The organism is Staphylococcus pseudintermedius, assembly GCF_001792775.2.
Taxonomy (GTDB): domain Bacteria; phylum Bacillota; class Bacilli; order Staphylococcales; family Staphylococcaceae; genus Staphylococcus; species Staphylococcus pseudintermedius.
On sequence record NZ_MLGE02000013.1, the window covers coordinates 51,678 to 72,083 of the forward strand.

The following is a 20,406-nucleotide window of genomic DNA, read 5'->3' on the forward strand; positions in this document are numbered from 1 at the left end:
TATAGTGAGGCTGTGAAATTCAATTTTCTCAGCTTCTTTTTTATATATCCTATGCCACGAATATTATCAAAGAAAACTGTCACCAACACCTTTGAATAGAAAAGCATTGGTGGCAGTTTCACGTGCGTACGGAGGAATATATGTCATCAGCTTATTCATCACCGTTTTCTCGATTTCGATACAGGATCAAACCGGTTACATCTCAAAAACATGCATCATGATTATTCATTGCTTCTTAAATGCGTTGTACTTTGGTAGTTTTTAGATACAACTTCTAAAATAATCGGAATGCGATTTTTTAGTTCTGAAACGTGCGAAATGATACCGACTAATCGACCACTCGATTGCAATTGAATTAAAGTATCGAGGGCTGTTTCTAACGTTTCTTGATCAAGTGTCCCAAATCCTTCATCTATAAACATCGCATCTAACGCAATGCCACCTTGTTCACTTTGAACGACTTCACTTAATCCTAACGCCAATGCAAGTGAGGCTTGGAACGTTTCACCACCGGACAATGATGTAATGTGACGCGATTGGTTAGAATAGTAATCAAACACCTCAATCTCAAGACCACTAAACCCTCTTCCTTTTTTCTCATTTCTCACTAATTCATAACGCTGTCCGGTCATACTGAGGAGGCGTTGATTCGCTTTCAACAAAATCTGTTCTAAATAATGCATTAAAACGTAATTTTCTAACGTTAGGTTATGTGCATTTTTGCCACTCAAAATTTCAGCAAGTTGAAATAATTCAATTTGTTCGTTGAGAGTATTTTTTAAATAAGTCACTTCATCATTAATTTTTTGTGCTGTTTTTTGATTTTGTGTCGCTTGAAATGCATATTCATTAAAACGTCTTTGTACATCTTCAAAATCTGCACGTTGTTGTTGTTGTTTTACTTTTAAATCATCTAAATCTTCAACGGTAATTGCGGACAGTTGCTGAGACACATCTTGCATTTTAAGTTCTACTATTTGTTTTTCTTGATGATACGTTTTCACTTCTTGTTCATATGCTTCTTTATAAACACTGTCTTGTAAAATATCAAGTAATGTTTCACGATTCTGAATGTTTAATGCTTCCAATGCTTCATCAATGTCGGCATTTAAAGTTTGCACTTGTTTGGAACGTTCAATGATTTGATGTACACACAATTGTATCTCATATTGTTGCTCTTTTATCTTTGTTGTAAGTTGATCACGTCGTTCGGTTAATGTTGCTTTTTCTTGATAAAACTGATCGACAGCTGATTTCAATTGGGTAAAGGCTGATTGGAATGTCTCAATATCGTCGTATGCCGTTTCAGCAACAAATCTGTCCATACGCTCTTGAATGTATTCTTGTTCGTTCTTTAACAATTGTATTTGCTGTTGATTTTCGTCTATCACTTGATGAATACGACCAACTTCTTCTTGAATGGTTGCAATGCGTGAATTTTCTTTATCGATGGCCTCTAGCTTTTGTTTTATGTCGTGTTGTTCCGCTTCTGCCTTCTTGAGATCTTCTTCATTAAAATCAACTTCACCGATTTCAGCAAGTTGTGCTTTGGTGTGCGCAATATTTGCATCACATTTAATCTTTTGTTCTTTAAGCTTTTCAAGTGTTTGCTCAATAATACGATTTTCTTGTTGAATCTTTTTAATTTGTTCTATATCAGCATCCGCTTCAACATGATGCACCGTTTGACCACATACTGGACATGGATCATTTTGACTTAATGTCGCGCGCAATGTCATAACAGCTTGTTCATGTTTCAACAACTGTTGTTCATTTTCTGAGATGACTTGAATATTCGCCTTCTTTTGAGCAATCTCCCCATCGATTCGCTTTAAATCCTCAGTGTATTGTTGAAGCTGTTGTTGTTGTCGCGCTTGAAGTGTTGCATGATTTTGTGCGATGCGTAATGTCGCAACTTTTTCTACTAACACTGCCTGTTCAGTTTGTAATTGTGATTTTTTTTCATAATCAGGTTGGCGTTCTAAATCGTCCTTGTCAATCGCTTCAAGTGTTTGCATTGCTTCTTCATTATCCTGCATTAACTTTTGTATCGTTTGCTCAATGTTTGTCATACGTGTATATTTTTCTTTCAATTGCTTACACTCTTGATAAAAATGATGTGTGCGCTCAAGATACTGTGCTTTTTGGTTCATCTCATCTTCTTGTAATAAATGCGTTTCAAGCGTTTGTTGCTGTTCAATTTGTTCTGTTTCTAAATTTTCGTTTTCATTCTGCAGTTGTTCATACTCATTTTGTTGTCGTTTTAATGCCACTTCTAATTCTTGAAGATTTTGATACATTTTCAGCGCCATTTTACTTTCATTCATTAACTTTAATTGCTGTTCAAGTTGCTGAATGTGCAGTTGGCGTACTTCAAATTGCTCAAGTTTCATCTTCAATTGTATCTGTTGTTCAGATAATTGTTGGCGTAAAATTTGACGTTCTACTGCTTCATTCACACTTTTTAATTCTTTTTCAACCTTTGATTTTTCTTCTTGCACTTTTGAAACTTGTTGTTCTGCAATCGTTTCAAATTGAGGTAATGCAGCCATCATCAAATCATATTGTTCACTTTTGAGTCCTTTTTCCACTACTAAATCAGGATGGTCTAGTGTATACAATTCATCCCAAGCACTTTGTATTTTGGTATAGATTTGATCGATTTCATTTTTCATGCTTTTCGTTTTATCAGTGAGTCGATTTTTCAACATATCATATAATTGCGTATTAAAAAGCGTCCTTAAAATAGTTTGCTTATCTGAACTATTTGAGACTAAAAACTCTTTAAACTCCCCTTGAGGCAATACGAACAACTGTCTAAACTGATCTTGTTTGAGTTTTAGAAGTTCTAAAATGAAGCGTTCCCCTGCTTGAATTGTACTCTCTATAAGTTCAAAGCGCCCTGCCTTATGACGATACACTTCAAGCTTCGGTTTCGTTTCATTTTTATTACCTGGTTTTAAAAACGATGCTTCACGAACGACTTTATATAATCTACCAGAAATTTCAAATTCAAACGTGACGGTTAAAGGTTTGGTAGCGGCTGCAAAATGACTTCTTAAATGTTTCACTTCTCTTTTTTCTGTCGATGCACGACCATACAATGCATACACAATCCCATCAAAAATCATCGTTTTACCTGAACCTGTCTTACCACTAATCAGAAACAGTTGATTAGATTGAATACGGGAAAAATCAATCGTTTCATCTAAAAATGGGCCGAAATTTTGAAGGTGCAACTTTAATGGTTTCATGATTATTCCTCCTCATTCATCGTTTCTAACAACTGGATGACATTACTTTTTTGCGTCTCTGAAAGCGTATCGGTCGTCATTTCAGAGTAAAATTGACCCACGATATCTAATGGGGATAACTTTTTAACATCTGCCAATACTTTAGACTGATAAGATGACGGTTGTGTTTGTTGCGTTAACGACAGTGTATTCGGATAAATTTGTTTCAACTTTTGCATAGGGTCTTTGACGTGCGTTAATTGTTCAACATTAAAATGAAAATAATTGTCATCACTTTTACGCTTAAAACGACCATTCATAATATCATCAAAACTTGCTTCAACAACTTCTAATTCACGGGCTGGCTTTAATGGGATAAAACTTTGGCGTATCGCTTGATCGGCTTCAATATGAAATAAGCGCACTCCCTTAACTTGTTGCACTTCGGAAAATGAATATTGCAACAGTGAACCACTATACACAACGTTTTGATACTGACTCGCAAAAGGATGATGAATATGTCCAAGCATGACCGCATCAAAATCTACCAAAAATTGTGGCGATACTGCTTCAATAGTACCTATCGTAATATCACGTTCCGAATCACTTTTTGGCGCACCTGTAAGCGTAAAATGCCCCACTAAAATGTTCGTCATTGCAGGATTTAACTGTGGTCTTACTTGATCGACTAATTTTTTCACAGCCTCTTCGTAATTTTCTACAGACACTTCTAAATACTCACGTGCTTCAGATAAAGTAAAAAATGGTAGCGTATAAATGGCCACATTCCCCAAAATCACTGGTTCAAAAAATTGCTCAATTTCCGTAGTAATATAAAGCTGATTATGTCGAAACCAAGAGGCACCATAGCGCAAACGTTCTTTACCATCGTGATTGCCATTAATCATCACAACCGGGATTTGTATCTCTAAATTGATTTTTGCAATCGTTTCTTCCATCAGTTGAATCACATATTTACTCGGATAAGCCGTATCATAAATGTCTCCTGCAATAATGAGTGCATCCGGTTGTTCACGTTCAAGCACTTCAATCAATTGTTTTAATACGTATTGCTGATCTTCCAAAAACGAATGACCGTTTAAAACTTTGCCTAAATGCCAATCGGCCGTATGTATTAATTTCAATTCCATCACCTCAGAACAAATGTTCGATTTCATTTTATAGCATGCTATGGCTCATTTCAAGTGATTGCCGACGCTATTTATTAACATTTTGCACTTGCTTTCAACTATAGAAAAAAGACCTCGCAGCACGCTCACTGCAAAGGTCAATAACATACTCATTATGCGACAATTTGGTCTTTGATTTTTTTATATCGATAAAGCATTGCAAGTCGCCAAGGTACAAGCATACTAAACGCGAGCAAGAAGAACATCCCCGCTAATTCCCCAGGGTCTACAGAATTACCTAAGAAGACTTTCAGCACTGTACGAAACAGTAATAACGTGACCAGCACAAATGGGAATGCTTTAGATTTTTTTAAATAAATTTGGCTACCTTTGACTTCAAAATGCGAGGTCATAATGAGTACACTTGAAAAAACAACCCCTAACACGACGGATTCAATGATTTCAAAACCAGTTAATCTAAAATAAGGGACGACATACATCAGTGCACCCGTAGCCATAAAGAAAGGAGGCAAAATAATTTTCTTTGTATTTACTGGATATTTTTGCGCCTTCATTCTAATGACAATGACACCTGCACCCATTACAAACGCAATGAGTATGGATAGAACTAAATATGTCAACGCTGCTCCTCCTAACATCATCCAAAGATACCAATAAGTATATCATATGACAAGTCAAATGAGTAATGGTCTATACTTGTCGTTTTGAATGGAAAATGGATATATTCAATAGTTTTCCATATTAAAAAGTATCGTTGAACTGTTGAAACCAAAAACTTGTTGTCTCGCTTGCCTTCAAAAAAATAGCAAGGATGCGCGATTTTTTAATTCCAGCACAAATCCTTGCTATCGTTAACGTTAAAGAACATTACATTTTTTTATCCATGTTTTTGTTCATCATTGTCATCATTTGATTAATTTTCTTTTGAGATGGTTTTTGTCCCATCTGCATCATCATCATGCGTAACATTTCTTCATTGATTGGTGGGTTTTTCTTTAAATAATCCATCATATATTTACGTGCTAAGAAAAAGCCCCCAACTAATCCACCGATAAGTGCAATAACAATTAATAAAATTGCTAACCATGTAGCCATAGTTTCACCCACTTTCTTTATCCTTTTGCATTTTACTAAAATTATGTATGCTTTTCAAGATATGGAAGACAAATTTATACCAAATCTAAAAAGAAAAGCCGAGCTCAAAATCGACTGATCGAGCTCGACGCTATATTTGACACTATTTTAGAGGAAATTATAATTTTTCAATTTCTGCTAAAACATTATCTTTAGTGAAGCCGTATTTCTCAACAACTAAGTCGCCAGGCGCACTTGCACCGTAACGGTCGATACCTACAACAACACCGTTCATACCAACGTATTTATGCCAACCTAATGAAGCTGCCATTTCAACAGCTGCACGTTTTTCAACATGTGGTAATAAAATTTCATCTTGGTATGCTTTTGATTGATTTTCAAATGCGTTCCAGTTTGGCATTGAAATGACACGTACACCTTTACCTTGTTCTTCAAGTGCTTTAGCAACGTCTACTGTTAAGCTCACTTCTGAACCAGATGCTAATAAAACGTATTCTGGAGATTTTTCAGTTTCGAATACAACGTAAGCACCTTTTCTTACGCCTTCTTCAACTGTAGATTCTTCCACATCTAATACAGGTAAACCTTGACGAGTTAATACTAATGCAGTTGGTGTGCCGTTTGATTCAACAGCGACTTTCCATGCAACACGTGTTTCGTTACCATCAGCTGGACGAATAACGTTTAAGTTAGGGATCGCTCTTAAACCAGCCAATTGTTCGATTGGTTCGTGAGTCGGACCATCTTCGCCTACAGCAATTGAGTCATGTGTGAATACGAATGTTGAACGTAAGCCCATAATGGCTGCTAAACGTAATGCTGGTTTTAAATAGTCACTGAATACGAAGAATGTCGCACCATATGGGTGTAAACCGCCGTGTGCAGCCATACCGTTAACAGCTGCTGCCATTGCGAATTCACGTACACCGAACCATACGTTTTTCCCAACGCCATTTTCAGCAGAGAAGTCAGTTTCGTTTTTAACATTTGATTTATTTGATGAAGCTAAGTCAGCTGAACCACCGAATAATGTTGGTACGGCTTTACTTAACGCTTGAATCACATCACCAGAGTCTGCACGAGAAGCCCCTTTGTGACCAAGTTCAAATTTAGGAAGTTCATTTTCATAGCCTTCAGGTAATTTACCTGCCATAGCATCTTCAAACTCTTTGTATAATTCAGGGTATTTCTCAGCGTATTGTTCCACTTTTTCTTTCCATGCTTTTTCATTTTCATCCGCACGTTGAATCATTGTTGAATTGAAAATGTCATAAACTTCATCTTCAACATGAAAATGTTTAGATGGATCAAGGTTATAGCTTTCGAATGTTAAGTTACGTTCTTCTTCACCAAGTGGCGCACCGTGTGACGCGTTACTATTAGATTTGTTAGGTGAACCGTAACCAATGATTGTTTTCACTTCAATGATTGTTGGACCAGCTTGACCTTTAGCTTCTTCAATCGCTTTATCAATCGCTTCAATGTCGTTACCGTCTTTTACAAGAATGTGGTTCCAACCATAAGCTTCAAAACGTTTTTTAATATCTTCAGAGAATGCTTTTGAAGCTTCCCCGTCTAGAGAAATATCGTTTGAATCATAAAGTGTAATCAATTTGTCTAATTTCAAATGACCTGCAAGTGAAGCTGCTTCATGTGAAATACCTTCCATTAAGTCACCGTCAGATGCCAATACATAAGTGTAGTGATCAACAACGTCGATATCTTTGTTGAATTTAGCAGCTAAATGTTTTTCAGCCATTGCCATACCAACTGACATCGCAAAACCTTGTCCAAGTGGTCCAGTCGTAATTTCTACACCTTGTGTGTGGTGATATTCTGGGTGTCCAGGTGTTTTAGAATCCCATTGTCTAAATTGTTTTAACTCATCAAGTTCGAGTGAACCAGACACATGTAATAAACTATAAAGCAATGCTGATCCGTGACCTGCTGATAAAATAAAGCGGTCTCTGTTGAAATATTCATGTGACTTTGGATTAAAGTTTAAATGGCGTGTCCATAAAGTATATGCCATTGGTGCTGCCCCCATTGGTAAACCAGGATGACCTGAATTCGCTTTCTCAATAGCATCAATACTTAATCCACGTATTGTATTTATAGCTAAGCTATCATTTCGTTGACTCATTTGAAAATCCTTCCTTTCTGATTCCATATCATAATTACATTATAACCGAAACACTGTCTGAAACCTAATAAATGGCACCACGTTATCCATTATGTTCAAAAATACTAACTACGTAATTGATTTTGCTTTTGAACTTCTTTTAATTTCTCAGGCGTTACGTCATTGCCATCTGGATCTATCACTTTTGTGTTTTCTATTTGGCTTTTAAAACTGCTTCTAAATACTTCTAAATACTCACTTCTTAATTGAGATTGTTCTTTTGCTTCCGTTTCAGTAAGGCCTTCACTTTTTTTCTTATTTGCGAGTTCATTAATTCGATTTAACTTTTCTTTACTAAGCATATGAGCTCCCCTCCGTGATTTTCTTTACAAAAATATAACAGAAAAATGTTATAAAACCAAATGCTTGAACTCAGCATAAAAGTAAGCGCTGTCATTGTTTGAGCGTTATTCCAAGCTAACACTTTTTCTCGTATAGTAATTCCATCTACTAAAAAGACCATTTCGTGTTTTTTAATGAATTTACATGTATTAAAGAAGAAACTAGAAAAAGACCATAGAGAAAATCACCTGAACCTTTTTTTCACTACGGTCTTTGTATGGCTTATTTAATGACTCAACGTCACAGCTACAACGGACTGTTCGTTTGTATGGTTACGCTGCTGTTCGTATTTTTGTTGTTGTTCTGTTGGTGTCGTTTTAAGTTGATGATCTGTCATTTCGTACGTTTGTTCTGTTTTACTTGCATCAATGGCGAGTAAAAAGAATGATAAAAATAAGATTAAAGAAATGATAAACACTGATAAGAACAAGTAAACCTCTGAACTTTTAATGTGAAGCATCTTCGTCACTCCTCGAACATTTGTTTGTATTAATAATCTAACAGAACGAACGTTCTATGTCAACACTAAAACGAACAAACGTTTGTTAATGTTCGCGTGGTATGTTATAATATCAACAAATAGTACTGAGAAGGAGTGTGGAAAATGAGAGAATTAACTAAAAGACAAAATGAAATATTTGAATTTATTAAACATGTCGTGCAATCAAAAGGGTATCCACCAAGTGTTCGTGAAATTGGTGAGGCTGTGGGGTTAGCTTCAAGTTCGACTGTACATGGGCATTTGTCAAGGTTAGAAGAAAAGGGCTATATTCGACGAGACCCAACAAAACCGCGCGCTATAGAGATTGTGAATGAATTGATGGGCGAACCTGTGAATATGGAAGAAACAATCTATGTCCCTGTCATCGGTAAAGTTACAGCAGGGACACCTATTTCTGCTATTGAAAATGTTGAAGAGTATTATCCGTTGCCTGAACATTTTACATCGACACATAACGGCCAGATTTTTATACTTAACGTTATGGGAGATAGTATGATTGAAGCTGGTATTTTAGACGGAGATAAAGTTATTGTAAGAAGTCAATCGATTGCTGAAAATGGTGACATCATTGTTGCAATGACTGAGGAAGATGAAGCTACTGTAAAACGTTTCTACAAAGAAAAAAATCGTTATCGTTTACAACCAGAAAATAGTAGTTTAGAACCTATTTATCTAGAACAAGTTACAGTATTAGGTAAAGTCATTGGCTTATTTAGAGAAATGTAATCTTGCGTAAACCACTCCTTCAAAAAATGGACCTTACAACTTATATGTAAGGTCCGCGCTTGCTAATTTTTATTCAGAATTTTTTTCACTTGTATTAAAATATCATCTTGTGATTGCTTTTTATTCAAAGTATTTTGCTTTGAATGATTCTGCTTTGATGTCATTTAAATCACTTCCACGATTGCTATTCCCCAAAATTACCATTCAAAACATTAGCCTATATAGTTTTCAGTCCAATACGGCTGGTGTTTCTCATTAAAGTCTACACCAATACCGATTGTTTTGACATGTTCATTCAAAATATTTTTACGATGCCCACTTGAATTCATTAATCCATGGTGCGCAAAAATTGCACTCGTTTGACCATATGCCAAGTTTTCTGCCGCTGTCTGATATTGATGGCCGTCTTTTTCAATACGCTCAAATGGTGATTCCCCTTTAAGATTTGTATGGTCAAAATATTGATTTTCAGCCATGTCCGTACTATGCTTACGCGCAGTGCTAGCTAATTTGTTCGAATAGCTAAGGGGTTGCAATCCTTTTTGAACTCTCTCAGCATTTAATAAATAATAATCTTCTTTCTCAAAACTTTCTTGTAAATATTTTGATGGGGCTGCATATTGACTGTTCAATCTATTTTCCATTTGATGACTGATTTGCATTAATCCTGTTAATTGATTATTTTCATGTTGATCATAAAATGCAGTCGTATAAATCCCGTCTTTATCAAATATATCGTATTCATCGTTATCATTTTCATAAATGGTGCGACCTTTTTGAATCCCTTTAATCGGTTGACCCAGTTCTTTACGTACCGCTTTTTTAGCTATTCCGTATTTCACACCACTTTTCGATGTAATCATATTTTGATTTGTATACAGACCGTGCACCTTGTTATCAATATAGCTGACCATCACGAAGTTACTAAAATCTTGATGATAAACTTGCCATTTTGTTCCGTATTCATTACCAATTTCTGACTCAGGTGGACCGAGTTTTTGTTCGACTTCATTACGACTCATGTTCATCTGAATATTTCTAAGTGCAAAATTTTGTGATTTAGGCTTTTTAAGTGTTGTTTCGTTCGTTTTACCTTCTACAAGTTGATCGATTTGTTGGGTAAATGGTGTCGCAATTTTAGAAAATGTCTCATTCGGCTGAAGTGGTATGAGTAATAAAAGTATGATACCTACAACGGTGATTGAGAGAAATTTTTTGATAACGAACAGCTCCTTTAGTCACGGTCTCCGTTAAAGATAGAATTGCGTACGATGACATAATCTACTTTTCTTAAGGCATCTACATCTTTGCCACCTGCATAAGAAATCGAGCTTTGCAAATCTTCCTGCATCTCTACAAGAGTATCTTGAAGTGAGCCTTTATGTTCGACAAACATCTTTTTGCCTTCAACATTTTTACGTTCACCTTTTTGATATTCTGACGCACTGCCAAAGTACTCTTTATATTTTTTACCTTCTATTTCCACTGTCTCACCCGGTGATTCCTCATGAGCCGCAAAGAGAGAACCAATCATGACCATTGATGCACCAAAGCGCACTGATTTTGCAATGTCGCCATGTGTACGGATACCACCGTCTGCAATAATAGGTTTACGGGCAGCTTTACTACAATGATTGACTGCAGCTAATTGCCATCCACCTGTCCCAAATCCAGTTTTGATTTTTGTAATACAAACACGCCCAGGACCAATACCGACTTTCGTTGCATCAGCACCCGCGTTTTCAAGTTCTCTCACGCCTTCTGGTGTACCGACATTACCTGCAATCACAAACGCTTTAGGTAAATGTTCCTTAATATATTGAATCATGCCAATCACTTGATCTGAATGCCCATGTGCAATATCTATTGTAATATATTCTGGTGTAAGATTCTCAGCTTTCAAGGCATCAATAAATTCAAATTCTCCAGGTTTAACACCTACAGAAATTGAAGCATATAACCCTTTACTTTGCATCTTTTTGACAAAAGGTAAACGCGCTGCTTCATCAAATCGGTGCATAATATAGAAGTAATCATTTTGCGCAAACCATTCTGCCAAAGATTCATTCATCACTGTTTGCATATTAGCTGGCACAACTGGCAATTTAAAACGTTTCGGGCCAAATTGTACAGATGTATCGATTTCTGAACGACTTTTTACAATACTTTTATTCGGGATGAGTTGGATATCTTCATAGTCAAAAATTTTCATAAAAAAAGCCCCTTTATCTTTTTATTCCTTTGATAATATACTACCTTTAAGGAACAAAGTAAAATAAAGAGGGGGTCGCTTTACCAACTTGATTTTTTAACGCCAGGAATTTGACCTTTATGAGCATGTTCTCTAAATGCAATACGAGACATTTCAAATTTACGTAGCACACCACGAGGACGACCTGTCACTTTACATCTGCGTGTTAAACGTGTTGGTGAAGAATCTCTTGGTAATTTTCTTAACGCTTCATAGTCTCCTTTTGCTTTTAATTCTCTACGTAATTCAGCATATTTTGCGACTAATGCTTCTCTTTTTTGCTCTTTTACAATTTTCGACTTTTTAGCCATATATATGAACACTCCTTACAAATCGTAATAATTACGTTTTACATATTAGCACATGCCTCTTCTTCTTGGCAAGAGTTTAATTGATGAAAATAAAAAAGAGTTGGCAAAATGCTTGGCTCGTGCTAAAATAATAAATCGTAATAGTTTCAATTTGAAAAGGAGGGACTAGTCATGCGCGTAAATGTAACTTTAGCATGTACTGAATGTGGTGACCGTAACTACATCACAACTAAAAACAAACGAACTAATCCTGAGCGTATTGAAATGATGAAGTATTGCCCAAGATTAAACAAACACACTTTACACAGAGAAACAAAATAATCATAGTGAATAATCACTGTCATTGATTGTGCGACGCTTATTACACAAGTACATCAATGCGTTAGCGAGCGCGTCACCTTGCTTATAATTAAAATACGACATAAGTCAAATGATTTCAAACATCATTTGACTTTTTTATTTACCTTTTCATTATACAACTATTCTACATATTAGCCGCAAAACTGCTTACACCCTTTGTATCATGATGAATTTCTCCACCGTATTTTCTATTTTTCATACTCAATTTTAATCCCCTCGATATTTTATCGCTTTAAAGTCGCAAATTTTTATTGAAACTCATCCCCTTAACAAGTAAAATATATAGAAAGCTAATTGTTGAGGAGAAGATATGTATGGAAGAAAAAAATTTAAGTAGAGGCCTCCAATCAAGACATATTACAATGATTGCCATTGGAGGCGCGATTGGTACAGGGCTCTTTGTCGCAACTGGTGGGGTGATAGCTCAAGCTGGTCCAGGTGGCGCGATACTTGCTTATTTAGTCATCGGGGTGATGTTATACTTTTTAATGTCATCAATAGGAGAAATGGCAACTTTTTACCCTGTGTCTGGAGCATTTAGTAGTTATGCCAATCGTTTTGTAGACCCATCTTTAGGTTTTACGATGGGTTGGTTATACTGGACAATTTGGTCTCTTGTCACAAGTGTAGATATTATCGTTGCATCGAGTGTCATTAACTATTGGGATGCATTTCATTTCTTCTCACCGCTTGTATGGAGTTTAATCTTTTTAGCCTTATTATTTTTAGTGAATATCTTTACCGTTAAAGCGTTTGGTGAAGCTGAATTTTGGCTATCTTTAATTAAAGTTGTCACGATTATTATTTTCATCGTCCTAGGCATTTTAATGATTTTCGGTATTTTAGGAGGGCATTATTACGGTTTTAAACACTTTACAACGGGTGAAGCACCATTTGTTGGGGGCATTTCAGGATTCTTAAGCGTCTTATTAATCGCAGGCTTTTCCGTTGGTGGAACTGAGGTCGTTGCAGTTACAGCGGGTGAATCAGATAATCCGAAAACGTCCATGCCACGTGCGATCAAACAAGTTTTTTGGCGCATTTTATTATTCTATGTGTTGTCTATCGCGGTGATTTCTGCCATTTTAGCTTATACAGATCCAACATTACTCAATCAAAGTGGTTCAATCGCTCAAAGTCCATTTACGATTGTTTTTGATAGAGTCGGTATTGCTTTTGCAGCTTCTGTTATAAACGCGGTGATTTTAACATCATTACTTTCAGCTGCAAATTCAGGTGTTTTTACCACGAGTCGTATGTTGTTCTCATTAAGTCAAGACGGACAAGCACCAAAGTTTTTAGGTCACATTCATTCACGTTCACAACTGCCATTACGCGCTTTATACACAACATTTATTTTCATTGCAGCCGTTACGATTTATGCAAACTTTAATCCAAAAAGTGTCATGGGCTTGCTCAATATTATTGGTGCCCTCGTTACATTTGTTTGGGCCTCAAGTATTATTGCTCAAATCAGATTACGACGTGCTATTAAAAAGCAAAATAAAGATATCAATCAATTGTTACCTTATCAGGCGTCATTTTACCCTGTTGGACCTATTATCGTTATCGCAACGTTGTTATTCTTAATTCTCGGTAGTTCAGCTGAAGCATTTGTTCATTTTGATTTAGCGAAATTAGCACAAAACTTTTTACCTATTTTCATTTTGCTACTCGTCTATATCGTTCATAAGTTGATTCACAAGACACGCATCATTCCACTTGAAGAGATTGATTTAAGCGAACATGAATCTTATCGCGAATAGACTCAAATAAAGGAGCCTTCCGTGTAGGGCTCTTTTTTTCGTCTATTTTACTTCCATTACAATAACATCGTGTTTGAAAAGATGAATTTCATTAAAAAACTTGACTATTCCATTTCCTACATATTGCGATTTCATGTATAATTAAATTAATAAATTGTAAAGGTGGGCACGTGATGATAGGACAAACAAACCTTTTCGATGATGTTTTAAAAACTGAAGAACGCTTTGTCATTGTGGTACAAGTTTTAGAAGAGAAAAACGGAAAGTTGTTGAAACGGACGTTAAGAGAGTATAGTAGTTTAACGCACGAACAAATGGAAAGTTTATTCCAACATTTAAAAGAGTTGTATTCGGAGACCGATTTTGAAGCGTCTCAATCGGCGTTTGCCATCACTGTGTACACAAATTTAGATTATGCTGCAGATCAAGTGTATGCGCATATTAAACGTCATCGTGGCAAACATGAGTGGACGCATACCGCAAAATAGTGAATCTTTGAAGTGCTCTGTTGAGGAGTGCTTCTTTTTTACTGGCCAACATATTTATATGACCATTTCATCTCACACGACTTTAGAACAAACAAAAAGCAAGGTCGAAATCGCTCATTATTCAACGATCTTCTCTTGCTTTCATTGGATAGTTTATGACAATATTTGATCTAATGCGTACGGAATACCATCTTCATCATGGCTTTTTGTGACCATATCCGCATATGATTTCACTTCATCTGACGCATTGTTCATCGCAACAGCTTTTCCGACAACTTTAAACATTTCAATATCATTTGCACTGTCACCGAATGCCACCATTTGATTCACATCTAAATCTAAACGTTCAGCTAATTTTTTAATCGCTTCTCCTTTAGATACACCTTTACTCATAAATTCAAGGAAAAACGGCTTACTCGTTGTCATATCGACCTCATTATCAAATTCGCCATCCATTTTTTTAATCAATTCTGCAATATGCTCTTCATAATCGACACCCATCACTTTAGGCACAGCATCTTGAATATAGTCTTTAATATCGTCCACTTTCTTCATAGGCAATCCTGTCAACTCTGATTCGATATTCATATATTCATGCTCGCCTTCATAAATAATTGTATCATCATGATAAGTTAATACGAAAAGTTCATGTTCACGGCAAAAGTCTACAATTTTATCGAATTCTGCTTTTTCAATGACTTTTTTCGAAACAACTTCTTCATTAGAGAGTTCAATTGTTTGTGCCCCATTGTAACTCATAATATAACTTCCAAATTCATCCATCTTTAATGACTTTGCAGTTGGTAACATCCCCGCTGTTGGACGACCTGAGGCAAGTGCGATTTTTACGCCATTTTTTTGAAGTAATAATAAATATGCTTTTGTTTTATCAGAGACACGGTTTTCGGACGTCATTAACGTGTCATCCATGTCCATAACGACTAAATCTGGTTTCATCTCCAAAACTCCTTTCAATTTGATTTTATCTTACACTAAACTGCAGTAAATTCAAAATGATAGAAGCCTAAATCAAAGCACGCACATCAAGCTTTTGACGCGCTTCTGTCTTAATCTTAATGTCACTCAAAAAAGAAAGACTAGGAAACAATGAAATGCTCCCAATCTTTCGCACAATATGAATACTTAAAAATGATGTGTTACTTTCGATACGACACCTGATGTATTTACAGTGGCAAGTTCAGAATGACAATCTTCAACATATTTGCGCAAAGCACGCACGAGTGGCCCACTGTTTTCTTTTTTAATCATTGTTAAAATTGTTGGACCCGCACCGGAAATCACAGTCGCATATGCACCATGTTCGTGGGCAATGCGTTTTACCGCTTCAAAATCACGAATTAAATGTTGACGATATGGCTCGTGCAATCCATCTTGTTCCATCATTTGTCCAGCGAGTTCATAATGATGTTGAATGAAAGCACTAATCATCGTGTTACTAATGGCACTATATTTAACTGCATCTTGATGTGTAATACTGTCAGGTAGAACTTTGCGTGCTTCCACCGTTTCAAGTTCGTACTCAGGTATGGAAATAATAAAGTCAACCGCTGGCACATCGATATGCGCAATGCTTGTCACTTTTGTTTCAGCGTTATGATAGCCCACGACTAAACCACCATAAATCGTTGGCGCAACATTATCGGGATGCCCTTCAATTTGTGTTGCCAATTGCAATAATTCGTACTGCGATAGCTCAATATCTCCAAAGTAATTAGCGATAAATAGTGCCCCTACTAACGCTGAAGCAGATGAACCTAAGCCGCGCGCTAATGGAATATCACTGTACATATTAATTTCAAGCATGGGCAAAGTCACGTCATATTGAGCAGCGACTTGTTGTGCAATCTTATAAATGTAATGTGTTTCGTCTTCAGGCAAGCCAACGAGATGTGGGCCATTGTGAATAAAACGCCATTGATCTTCTTCAATGATATGGGCGTCAATACGTAAAAATTTATTCAGCGCCATACCAATGGAATCAAACCCACAGCCTAAGTTCGCTGTAGAAGCTGGAATCTCTAAATGTAGTTGTTTTTTTATCATTTTAACGCGTCCTTAATGTATTGAACGATACTTTTTTTATGATTTGGTAATGCTTGAATAGGATTTTCTAATAAACCAATCGCCGTATCCGGATCTTTCAAACCATTTCCAGTTAAAACTGCAACCACTTTTTTACCTTGAGGCAATTTTCCTTGGCGATGTAATTTAATAAGTCCGGCTATCGATGCGTTACTTGCAGGTTCGCTAAAAATACCCTCTTTAGAAGTCATCAGTTGATACGCTTCTAAAATTTCTTCATCTGTGACTGCTTCAATTAAACCGTCAGATTCTTCAATCGCTTGAACTGCTTGCTTCCAACTTGCAGGATTACCGATACGAATCGCTGTAGCTATTGTTTCAGGGTTTTTAACGACTTGATTGTTAACGATAGGTGCTGCACCAGCCGCTTGGAATCCAAACATATGTGGTAAGCCTGTTTGATATTTTTCTTCGTACGTTTTAAAACCTTTCCAATATGCAGTAATATTTCCGGCGTTACCTACTGGAATAGCTAAAATATCTGGTGCTTGGTCATCTAACTGCTCAACAATTTCAAAAGCACTCGTTTTTTGACCTTCAATACGATACGGGTTGACTGAGTTGACTAATTCGATTTCTCCATCTTCAGCAACTTCTTTAACGATTTCTAACGCTTCGTCAAAGTTTCCTTCAATAGAGACGATTTCAGCACCATACATAACAGCTTGCGATAACTTTCCTAAAGCAATCTTACCTTCAGGAATGACGACAATCGCTTTTAAACCTGCACGCGCCGCATATGCCGCAGCAGAAGCTGATGTATTCCCTGTCGAGGCACAGATCACCATTTTCTTGCCTTGCTCTTTCGCTTTTGTGACTGCCATGACCATGCCTCGATCTTTGAATGAACCAGTTGGATTAGCGCCTTCATATTTAACATACAGTTCAATGCCTAACATCTCTGACATCGTGTCACAATAAATGAGTGGCGTATGCCCTTCATTTAACGTCACTGTTGGTGTGTTTTCATCTACTGGTAGAAATGCTTTGTATTCTTCAACAAGACCTTTCCATAATTTCATACGTATCAAACTCCTTCAACTGGATAAATTTTTTCAACTTGATAATCGGCTTCTTGTTCAACATAAGATGTCGGATCAGTGTCAATTCCAACAACAATCCCTGCAAATGTTGTCGGTGAGAGTTCAATCACTTGAAGCGATTTATGGAATGGTAAGTGACTTTTTAAAGTTGATTCCACTTGTTTAAGTGACGTTTCAGGTGTATTCACTACAAAATAATAACTTTCCTTTTCTTTTAATGTCACTGTCTCACCGTCGTCCATCATTTCTTTCGTTGCCTCCGTTTTTAATTCAAAATGAGGTGGTAATGTATGCAAGTTCGATTCGAATTGTAATGCAACATTGAGTAAGTCACTCACAACTGCTGAACCTGTAGCTAAACTTCCAGCGCCCTTACCGTAAAACATTGTCTCACCGACTGCATCACCAATGACATAAATCGCGTTGTACTCATTCTCGACAGCAGCGAGTTGGTGTGCATGTGCAATAAGCGTTGGACGAACGGACGCATCAATTTTGCCTTGCGCATATGAGCCTTTACCAATGAGTTTAATTTTGTACCCTAATGTTTTTGCTGTATCGATATCTTGCGGTGTCACGCCACTGATGCCTTCTGTTTTAACCTCATTTAACGTAATGACCTGATTAAATGATAAATACGATGTAATAACAACTTTTCGTGCTGCGTCAATACCTTCCACGTCATCAGTTGGGTCCGCCTCAGCAAAACCTAAATCTTGCGCTTGTTGTAATGCTGTTTCATAAGGTGCGCCGTCCTCTGTCATCTTTGTCAAAATAAAATTGGAAGTACCATTAAAGATTCCCATAAATTTACTAATGTTATTTGCATTTAAACCGTTGTTAATGGCATTGACAATCGGGATACCCCCTGCAACACTAGCTTCATATTTGAGCGCGACACCGTTTGCTTCAGCTAAATCTTCTAAGACACGTAGGTGCACCGCTAATAAGTCTTTATTGGCAGTAATCACGTGTTTCTTTTGACTTAATGCTGCTTTTAACCAGTCCACAGTCGGCTCAATACCACCCATCACCTCGATGATAATATCCAAATCGTCATCATTTAAAATGTCATTCACATCTTCCGTCAAATGATAACGTGAAATATTTAGCGGTCGCTTTTTGGATTTATCTCGAACCAAAATATGCTTAATCTGAATATCTTTTTGAATCGTTTCTTTAATCTGCTGATGGTTCTCTTCAATAATCTTAACGACTCCTGAACCGACAGTCCCTAATCCTAATAATGCAACATTAAGTTGTTTCATTTATTTTCCCTCCGAATCAAATCTGATGAAATTACTCATGTTCTATTGAAATATATGTAAATATGGTTTAGTATAAATTCATTCACAAAGTTTGTAAAGTTCTAAAAATTTAGAAAAGACAGTTCTATTTTACCATTAGTATTGGTTAATTTGAATAGGTATCTCATATTATAGAAAGGTTGTCTAAAGTTATGAAAGTATCAAAATTTGGAGGCAGTTCAGTCGCATCAGCTGAACAAATTAAAAAAGTTTTAAATATCGTAAACAGCGATTCTGAAAGACGTATTATTATCGTATCCGCACCTGGTAAACGCTACAGTGATGATGTCAAGACAACCGATCTACTCATTAGGTTGTATGAAAAAGTGATTAACCAACTCGATTATACACATAAAAAACAAGAGATCCTTAATCGCTTCAAAGATATTATTGATGAATTACCATTAGAAACAGATATTCTCACTGAGATTGATCGTACACTCGAATCACACATTGCAACTTTAAAAGATACACCTGAACGCTTGCTCGATGCGTTAAAATCATCAGGTGAAAACTTTAATGCACAAATCATTGCTGCATACAATAACGAACAAGGGATCCCGACGATATACTTATCACCACAAGATGCGGGCATCATTGTAACGGATGATCCAGGCAACGCACAAATTTTAGAATCGAGTTACGATAAAATTAAAGAAATTAGAAATACAGACAAAAAAATTATTATTCCCGGCTTTTTTGGCTATTCAGAAACGGAGCATATCGTGACATTCCCGCGAGGTGGCTCTGATATTACAGGTGCAATTGTCGCAAGGGGTGTTAAAGCGGATTTATATGAAAACTTTACGGATGTATCAGGTATTTTCCGCGCCAATCCATCAGTTATTAAACATCCTGAAGTCATTCACAAAATTACTTATCGCGAAATGCGTGAATTGTCTTACGCTGGCTTTGGCGTATTTCATGACGAGGCATTACAACCGCTATATCGCTATCGTATCCCTGTCGTCATTAAAAATACGAATCGCCCAAGTGATAAAGGGACATATATTGTGCACGACCGTGAAATCAACCATGACAAAGTCGTGTCAGGTATTAGTTGTGACAAAGGCTTTACAAGTATTAACATTAAAAAGTATTTGATGAATAGACAAGTCGGTTTTACAGTTAAAGTTTTGGAAATATTGGCAAAGTATAACATTTCATTTGACCATATGCCATCTGGAATTGATAATATCAGTATTATTATGCGCTCGAATCAGCTTGCTGGCAAAGAACAAAAAGTTTTAGAGGAAATTCGCCATTATTGTCAAATTGACGAATTGAATGTTGAACATGACTTAGCAATATTAATGATCGTCGGTGAAGGTATGAGTTCTACAGTCGGCACTGCCAATAAAATTACCGACGCTTTAGCACAAGCCAATATTAACTTAAAAATGATGAACCAAGGTTCTTCCGAAATTTCGATGATGTTCGGGATTTCAACAAAAGATGCTGAAGCAGCTGTAAAAGCGTGTTATGAACATTGTTACAAACGTTAAAAATTAAAAGAGTACTTAGCGTAGAATGATTATCACATTCA

At 36.5% G+C, this 20,406-nt stretch carries 19 protein-coding genes; 5 read left to right on the plus strand and 14 right to left on the minus strand.

The features are described 5' to 3' along the window. Positions 1-221: 221 nt before the first annotated feature. From sbcC to sosA, 7 genes are all read right to left on the minus strand, one after another. Positions 222-3,254, minus strand: a complete 3,033-nt coding sequence (gene sbcC / locus BJK46_RS09335) for an exonuclease subunit SbcC (protein WP_103263595.1) — start codon at positions 3,252-3,254, stop codon at positions 222-224. Between the two features lie 2 nt (positions 3,255-3,256). Then, positions 3,257-4,411 carry an exonuclease subunit SbcD gene (gene sbcD, locus BJK46_RS09340; protein ID WP_015729086.1) on the minus strand — a complete coding sequence of 385 codons (1,155 nt, stop codon included), beginning with the start codon at positions 4,409-4,411 and terminating at the stop codon, positions 3,257-3,259. A 125-nt stretch (positions 4,412-4,536) separates the two neighbouring features. Next, positions 4,537-5,004 carry a CcdC family protein gene (locus BJK46_RS09345; RefSeq protein ID WP_014613985.1) on the minus strand — a complete coding sequence of 156 codons (468 nt, stop codon included), beginning with the start codon at positions 5,002-5,004 and terminating at the stop codon, positions 4,537-4,539. Between the two features lie 247 nt (positions 5,005-5,251). Then, positions 5,252-5,479 (minus strand): YneF family protein, encoded by a 228-nt coding sequence (locus BJK46_RS09350; RefSeq protein ID WP_014613986.1) that lies wholly within the window; start codon positions 5,477-5,479, stop codon positions 5,252-5,254. A gap of 157 nt (positions 5,480-5,636) precedes the next feature. After that, positions 5,637-7,622: a transketolase gene (gene tkt / locus BJK46_RS09355; RefSeq protein WP_014613987.1), complete on the minus strand. Its 1,986-nt coding sequence runs from the start codon at positions 7,620-7,622 to the stop codon at positions 5,637-5,639. A 104-nt stretch (positions 7,623-7,726) separates the two neighbouring features. Beyond that, positions 7,727-7,963: a DUF896 domain-containing protein gene (locus BJK46_RS09360; RefSeq protein ID WP_014613988.1), complete on the minus strand. Its 237-nt coding sequence runs from the start codon at positions 7,961-7,963 to the stop codon at positions 7,727-7,729. A gap of 266 nt (positions 7,964-8,229) precedes the next feature. Next, on the minus strand, positions 8,230-8,463 hold the full coding sequence (gene sosA, locus BJK46_RS09365) for a DNA damage-induced cell division inhibitor SosA (protein ID WP_103263594.1): 234 nt from the start codon (positions 8,461-8,463) through the stop codon (positions 8,230-8,232). Positions 8,464-8,607: 144 nt separating this feature from the next. On the opposite strand from sosA, the gene lexA reads away from it, so the two are divergent. Next, positions 8,608-9,231, plus strand: a complete 624-nt coding sequence (gene lexA, locus BJK46_RS09370) for a transcriptional repressor LexA (protein WP_014613990.1) — start codon at positions 8,608-8,610, stop codon at positions 9,229-9,231. Between the two features lie 212 nt (positions 9,232-9,443). On the opposite strand, the gene BJK46_RS09375 is transcribed toward lexA, so the two are convergent. The 3 genes from BJK46_RS09375 to rpsN form a co-directional block, all read right to left on the minus strand. Beyond that, positions 9,444-10,460 (minus strand): CAP domain-containing protein, encoded by a 1,017-nt coding sequence (locus BJK46_RS09375; RefSeq protein ID WP_169926728.1) that lies wholly within the window; start codon positions 10,458-10,460, stop codon positions 9,444-9,446. Positions 10,461-10,465: 5 nt separating this feature from the next. Continuing rightward, positions 10,466-11,443, minus strand: a complete 978-nt coding sequence (guaC, locus tag BJK46_RS09380; RefSeq protein WP_014613992.1) for a GMP reductase — start codon at positions 11,441-11,443, stop codon at positions 10,466-10,468. A gap of 80 nt (positions 11,444-11,523) precedes the next feature. Beyond that, positions 11,524-11,793: a 30S ribosomal protein S14 gene (gene rpsN / locus BJK46_RS09385; protein ID WP_014613993.1), complete on the minus strand. Its 270-nt coding sequence runs from the start codon at positions 11,791-11,793 to the stop codon at positions 11,524-11,526. Positions 11,794-11,964: 171 nt separating this feature from the next. On the opposite strand from rpsN, the gene rpmG reads away from it, so the two are divergent. The 3 genes from rpmG to BJK46_RS09400 all read left to right on the plus strand — a co-directional run bounded on the left by rpmG (position 11,965) and on the right by BJK46_RS09400 (position 14,407). Further along, a complete protein-coding gene (gene rpmG, locus BJK46_RS09390) occupies positions 11,965-12,114 on the plus strand; it encodes a 50S ribosomal protein L33 (RefSeq protein WP_014613994.1) in 150 nt (49 codons plus the stop codon). A gap of 353 nt (positions 12,115-12,467) precedes the next feature. Beyond that, on the plus strand, positions 12,468-13,919 hold the full coding sequence (locus BJK46_RS09395) for an amino acid permease (RefSeq protein WP_014613995.1): 1,452 nt from the start codon (positions 12,468-12,470) through the stop codon (positions 13,917-13,919). A gap of 173 nt (positions 13,920-14,092) precedes the next feature. After that, a complete protein-coding gene (locus BJK46_RS09400) occupies positions 14,093-14,407 on the plus strand; it encodes a hypothetical protein (RefSeq protein ID WP_014613996.1) in 315 nt (104 codons plus the stop codon). A gap of 153 nt (positions 14,408-14,560) precedes the next feature. On the opposite strand, the gene BJK46_RS09405 is transcribed toward BJK46_RS09400, so the two are convergent. The 4 genes from BJK46_RS09405 to BJK46_RS09420 form a co-directional block, all read right to left on the minus strand. Continuing rightward, positions 14,561-15,364 carry a Cof-type HAD-IIB family hydrolase gene (locus BJK46_RS09405; RefSeq protein WP_014613997.1) on the minus strand — a complete coding sequence of 268 codons (804 nt, stop codon included), beginning with the start codon at positions 15,362-15,364 and terminating at the stop codon, positions 14,561-14,563. Positions 15,365-15,550: 186 nt separating this feature from the next. Beyond that, the gene (thrB, locus tag BJK46_RS09410) at positions 15,551-16,468 is read right to left on the minus strand and encodes a homoserine kinase (protein ID WP_172635631.1); all 918 of its coding nucleotides are present in this window, start codon (positions 16,466-16,468) and stop codon (positions 15,551-15,553) included. After that, positions 16,468-17,532, minus strand: coding sequence for a threonine synthase (gene thrC, locus BJK46_RS09415; protein ID WP_103263592.1), 1,065 nt, complete (start codon positions 17,530-17,532; stop codon positions 16,468-16,470). Before thrC ends, thrB begins: the two co-directional genes overlap by 1 nt. Before the next feature lie 5 nt (positions 17,533-17,537). After that, on the minus strand, positions 17,538-18,821 hold the full coding sequence (locus BJK46_RS09420) for a homoserine dehydrogenase (protein WP_014614000.1): 1,284 nt from the start codon (positions 18,819-18,821) through the stop codon (positions 17,538-17,540). A gap of 191 nt (positions 18,822-19,012) precedes the next feature. On the opposite strand from BJK46_RS09420, the gene BJK46_RS09425 reads away from it, so the two are divergent. After that, entirely contained in the window at positions 19,013-20,365 is a 1,353-nt protein-coding gene (locus BJK46_RS09425) for an aspartate kinase (protein ID WP_015729078.1), read from the plus strand. Positions 20,366-20,406: the final 41 nt, after the last annotated feature.